At 38.2% G+C, this 421-nt stretch carries 1 pseudogene; it reads right to left on the bottom strand.

What is annotated here, in order from left to right:
• A pseudogene (locus RMT89_RS41285) lies at window positions 1–369 on the bottom strand (carbamate kinase); the annotation flags it as partial.
• Window positions 370–421 lie beyond the last annotated feature (52 nt).

Genomic DNA, 421 nt, shown 5'->3' with positions numbered 1-421 from the left:
CTTAGTTGGATCATTAAACTCAGGGCTATTCGCATCGACTTCAACATGACTAAGAATAGAGACAATATTCTTATCTGTACGTTTACGTAATTCTTGTACTAGCATCGTGGCTATCATTCCCTGAGTTTGTGCTACTAAACAGCTCAATGGATAAGCCGGTACAAATTCTTGATACGCTTCATTTTGCTGACTCAATAGACCAACTTGAGGACCGTTACCATGTACGATAGCTACTCGATATTTTTCACTTAATTTAGCAATCGACTCAGCAGCTAACGCAACACTACTTAATTGACTTTCGTATGATGGATTTTGTCCACGACGTAATAAGGCATTGCCACCTAAGGCAACCACAATTGTTGGTTTCATAAATTATACCTATTGTTTTAAATGTTGGAATGCGAACACCAATCTGAATAGC

This window comes from Streptomyces sp. P17, from assembly GCF_032436805.1.
Taxonomy (GTDB): domain Bacteria; phylum Actinomycetota; class Actinomycetes; order Streptomycetales; family Streptomycetaceae; genus Streptomyces.
Note: the sequence above shows the minus strand (reverse complement) of the source record. Positions and strands in the feature narration are given on the sequence as shown.